Source organism: Haladaptatus sp. (genome assembly GCF_049589095.1).
Classification (GTDB): Archaea; Halobacteriota; Halobacteria; order Halobacteriales; family Haladaptataceae; genus Haladaptatus.
This window is the reverse complement of sequence record NZ_JBAWAC010000643.1, coordinates 1-3,937: the sequence shown is the minus strand read 5'-3', so window position 1 is coordinate 3,937 and position 3,937 is coordinate 1. Positions and strand designations below refer to the sequence as shown.

At 61.3% G+C, this 3,937-nt stretch carries 3 protein-coding genes; 2 read left to right on the top strand and 1 reads right to left on the bottom strand.

Annotated features, from left to right (window positions below):
• The first annotated feature begins 279 nt into the window (after positions 1–279).
• Together WBV42_RS20325 and WBV42_RS20320 are read left to right on the top strand one after the other, a co-directional pair.
• Positions 280–1,113: a phosphoenolpyruvate hydrolase family protein gene (locus tag WBV42_RS20325; protein ID WP_423987648.1), complete on the top strand. Its 834-nt coding sequence runs from the start codon at positions 280–282 to the stop codon at positions 1,111–1,113.
• 1 nt (position 1,114) lies between these two features.
• Positions 1,115–2,335 carry a Tm-1-like ATP-binding domain-containing protein gene (locus WBV42_RS20320; protein WP_423987647.1) on the top strand — a complete coding sequence of 407 codons (1,221 nt, stop codon included), beginning with the start codon at positions 1,115–1,117 and terminating at the stop codon, positions 2,333–2,335.
• A gap of 271 nt (positions 2,336–2,606) precedes the next feature.
• On the opposite strand, the gene gfo6 is transcribed toward WBV42_RS20320, so the two are convergent.
• Positions 2,607–3,677, bottom strand: coding sequence for a D-xylose 1-dehydrogenase Gfo6 (gene gfo6 / locus WBV42_RS20315; RefSeq protein ID WP_423987646.1), 1,071 nt, complete (start codon positions 3,675–3,677; stop codon positions 2,607–2,609).
• Positions 3,678–3,937: the final 260 nt, after the last annotated feature.

Here is a 3,937-nt window from a genome sequence, read left to right as displayed (position 1 = left end):
CCGTTGACGTCGGGAGTGGCCATCCATTTGAGCGTTCCCCAATCGAACATCTGGGTCGGTACGTCCTCGCTGCTGACGAAGTTCTCGTCTGTCATTGCCCCAAGAAACGATCGGTGTTCATCACGATAGTTGTATCGCGGCGACGATCCGAAAACCCACGCGACGGACGACCAAGGAGCGACGAGTCGGAGCGGTGTGCCAGGAGCCAATCGTACCGCCCGGACAACCCTCGACGGTGAGTATCTTGAATACCGTGCTCGATGTAGAATAGGGGGGCTCATGAAATTTACACGTGAGGAGTCGCTCGCGCGACTCGAAGAGACGATATCCCGAGGCGAACCCATCATCGGAGCGGGTGCGGGAACCGGCATTTCGGCGAAATTCGCTGAACGAGGCGGCGTCGATATGCTCATCATCTACAACTCGGGGCGGTACCGGATGAACGGTCGAGGATCCCTCGCTGGATTGCTCCCGTACGGCGACGCCAATGAAATCGTCGTCGAGATGGGCCACGAGGTCCTGCCGGTCGTCGAGGACACGCCGGTCCTCGCGGGGGTCAACGGAACCGACCCGTTCCGCCAGATGGACGTCTTCATCGAGGACCTGAAACGTCGCGGGTTCTCGGGCGTCCAGAACTTCCCGACGGTCGGTCTCATCGACGAGGGAAGCCAGTTCCGGCAGAACATCGAGGAGACGGGAATGGGTTACGACAAGGAAGTAGACATGATCGAGGAGGCCGCCGAGCAGGACATGTTGACCTGTCCGTACGTGTTCACCGAGGAGCAAGCCCGAGAGATGACCGAGGTGGGAGCCGACGTCATCGTTTCGCACATGGGTCTCACCACCTCCGGCGACATCGGTGCGGAGACGTCGCTGGATCTGGACGACGCCGCGGAACGCGTTCAGGCCCATCACGACGCCGCAAAAGCGGTCAACGAAGACGTCATGGTCATCTGTCACGGCGGTCCGATAGCGTGGCCAGACGACGCCGAGTACGTGCTCAACGAGACGGAGGGCGTCGTCGGGTTCTTCGGCGCATCGAGCCTGGAACGCCTGCCGACCGAGGAGGCGATTCGGAATCAAGCGCGGGAGTTCAAAGGGATAGAGTTCTAGCATGGCGGTCGTACTCATCGGGACGCTGGACACCAAGGGGGAAGAACTGGATTTCGCCCGGGAGATCATCGAAGCGCACGACATCGACGTCCACCTGATCGACGTCGGGGTGATGGAAGACCCCGACATCGAACCGGATACGTCGGCTCACGAGGTCGCCGAGGCGGCAGGGACAAGTCTCGAACACCTTCGAGAGGAAGCCGACCGGGGGGAAGCCATCGAGACGATGGGTGACGGCGCTGCTGCCATCGCGTCTCGGCTCCACGACGATGGAATTCTCGAAGGGGTCGTCGGACTCGGCGGATCGGGAAACACCTCCATCGCAACCACGGCGATGCGTGCACTTCCGGTCGGTATCCCGAAACTGATGGTCTCGACGATGGCCTCCGGCGACACGGAGCCGTACGTCGGCGCGAAGGACGTGATGATGTTGTACTCCGTCGCCGACATCGAAGGCCTCAATCAGCTCTCTCGACGCGTGATTTCGAACGCGGCGCTCGCGATGGTCGGCATGGTGGCCAACGAACCCGACATCTCGATCAGTGAAAAGCCGACGGTCGGGATCACCATGTTCGGGGTGACGACGCCGTGCGTGCATACGGCACGCGAATATTTGGAGTCGGAGGGGTACGAAACGATCGTCTTTCACGCGACCGGAACCGGCGGCCGCGCGATGGAGGAGTTGGTTCGCCAGGGCCTCATCGACGGCGTGCTCGACATTACGACCACCGAATGGGCCGACGAACTCGTCGGCGGCGTGCTCAGTGCCGGGGAAACACGCCTCGATGCCGCCGCCGAGACGGGTATCCCGCAGGTCGTCTCGGTGGGGGCGCTCGACATGGTTAACTTCGGTCCACGGGATTCAGTGCCGGATGCCTTCGAGGATCGGAAATTCCACATCCACAATCCCCAAGTGACACTGATGCGGACGACGCCCGAGGAGAACGCCGAACTCGGCGAGATCATCGCGGGGAAACTGAACGCGGCCACCGGGCCGACCGCGTTGTTTCTCCCGCTCGGTGGGGTCTCGATCATCGACGTCGAAGGGGAGGATTTCTACGATCCGGAGGCGGATTCGAGGCTGTTCGACGCCCTGCGGGAGAACCTCGACGACGACGTGGAACTGGTCGAACTCGACGCCGCGATCAACGACGACGAATTCGCAACGGCTACCGCCACGAAACTCGACGAGTATCTGCGGACGGCCGACGGCGGTCGGTGAACGACCGCCCCATATACCCCCTCGGTACGGCGAATCGATGAGCTACCGGATGCCGTGAGACGGTACACGAGCAGGAGTGGAACGGCCGAACTGAACGATCATCGGAGGATGGTTCTGGGAAATCTTTTTAACTCCCCCGTGCTATTTTTGACTAGATAGATTCTTCTATACTATCTTGAATCATGGTTACTTCGAGCAAACGAGGAGAGACATCCCAGAGAGTACCGTGCTCCCGGACCATTGACGAACTGCGGACGGAAAACGGACGTGCTTACAGTTGGATCGTTTCGTCGCGGTCGGCAGCGTTGTGGATCGCTGCGATGGTTCGCATATCCAGCAGTCCGTGGCGACCGTCGGCGTACACGTCCCCTCCGGCGAGGATCTGATTCGCGAAGTAGTCGAACTCCTCTTCCATCTGGTCGGCCGATTCCACCGTGGCTTCGTACGTCCGATCGTCCGTGGTGACGGTGAGCGTCGTCTCCATGTGGAACGCCGGTTTCAACGTGAGTTCACCCTCGGTTCCCACGATATCGAGGCTGGTGGTGTCGAAGGCGTTCTGGCTCGCACCGAATGCGGCGTATGTTCCGTCGTCGTACCTGACGGCGAACGTCGCCCGCTCGTCGGGAACGTCGGCGAACGCCTCGTGTTCCGAACTCATCATCGACTGGACCGCAACGGGGTCGGCGTCGAGAACGAACCGGGCGGTGTTGAGCGGGTAAATCCCGAGATCCATCACGGAGGTTCCGTACCCCGTAAGCTCCGAGTTCAGCCGCCACTGACCGGGATCGCCGTTCATCTCCAACAGCGGTTGCGCGTTCATCCCCTGCACCAATCGCGGGTCGCCGATACGGCCGTCCGCGACGATGCGGCGTGCCAGCCTCACCACGGGTTCGGTGTGCATCCGGTAGGCGACCATGAGCGTCACGCCCGCATCGTCACAGGCGTCGACCATCGCCTCCGCGTCCTCGACGGTCGCCCCCATCGGTTTCTCACAAAGCACGTCCTTGCCGTGTCGAGCAGCGGCCTCGACGTACTCCCTGTGGTAGGAGTTGGGCGTGGCGATATAGACGGCGTCGTACGACTCCGTCGCCTCGCCGTCAACGAACTCGTCGTAGGTCATCGACGCTTCGACCGTCCCGACGTCCGACGCGACCCGTTCCGCCTTCTCGATGCTTCCGCTGACGACGGCGGTGACGGTGCAGAGATCGGAGTCGGCCACGGCCGGGATGACGAAGTCGTTCGTCCACCACCCGAGGCCCACCAATGCGAATCGGACGGTTCCGTCGTCCACCGTTTGCCAATCCCTCGATCCGGGGGCATCGAAGTGCTCCTGTAGTTCCATATCGACTACTCCCACGCCGCTCCCATAATAGTTCATGTTGCCCCGCGAACGAACGCGATAGGGTACGAGTAGCGGATCGGATGAAGAGTGGCTTCGATATCGCCGGAACCGTCCACTCACCGCCCGTGGGAGACGTAGTCGCAAAACCGATCGGGTCAAGGATCATTACATGAATAAGACTGTAATGTACGTCGCGCCGAATCGAGGGATACGGCACGGTATCCTCGGATAGAGGTCGAGGAGTGGACGATCCACCGAGA

What these genes read in the sequence shown, in the direction of transcription:
- WBV42_RS20325 (WP_423987648.1), top strand. Translation starts at nt 280, where the DNA reads ATGAAATTTACACGTGAGGAGTCGCTCGCGCGACTCGAAGAGACGATA.
- WBV42_RS20320 (WP_423987647.1), top strand. Translation starts at nt 1,115, where the DNA reads ATGGCGGTCGTACTCATCGGGACGCTGGACACCAAGGGGGAAGAACTG.
- gfo6 (WP_423987646.1), bottom strand. Translation starts at nt 3,677, where the DNA reads ATGGAACTACAGGAGCACTTCGATGCCCCCGGATCGAGGGATTGGCAA.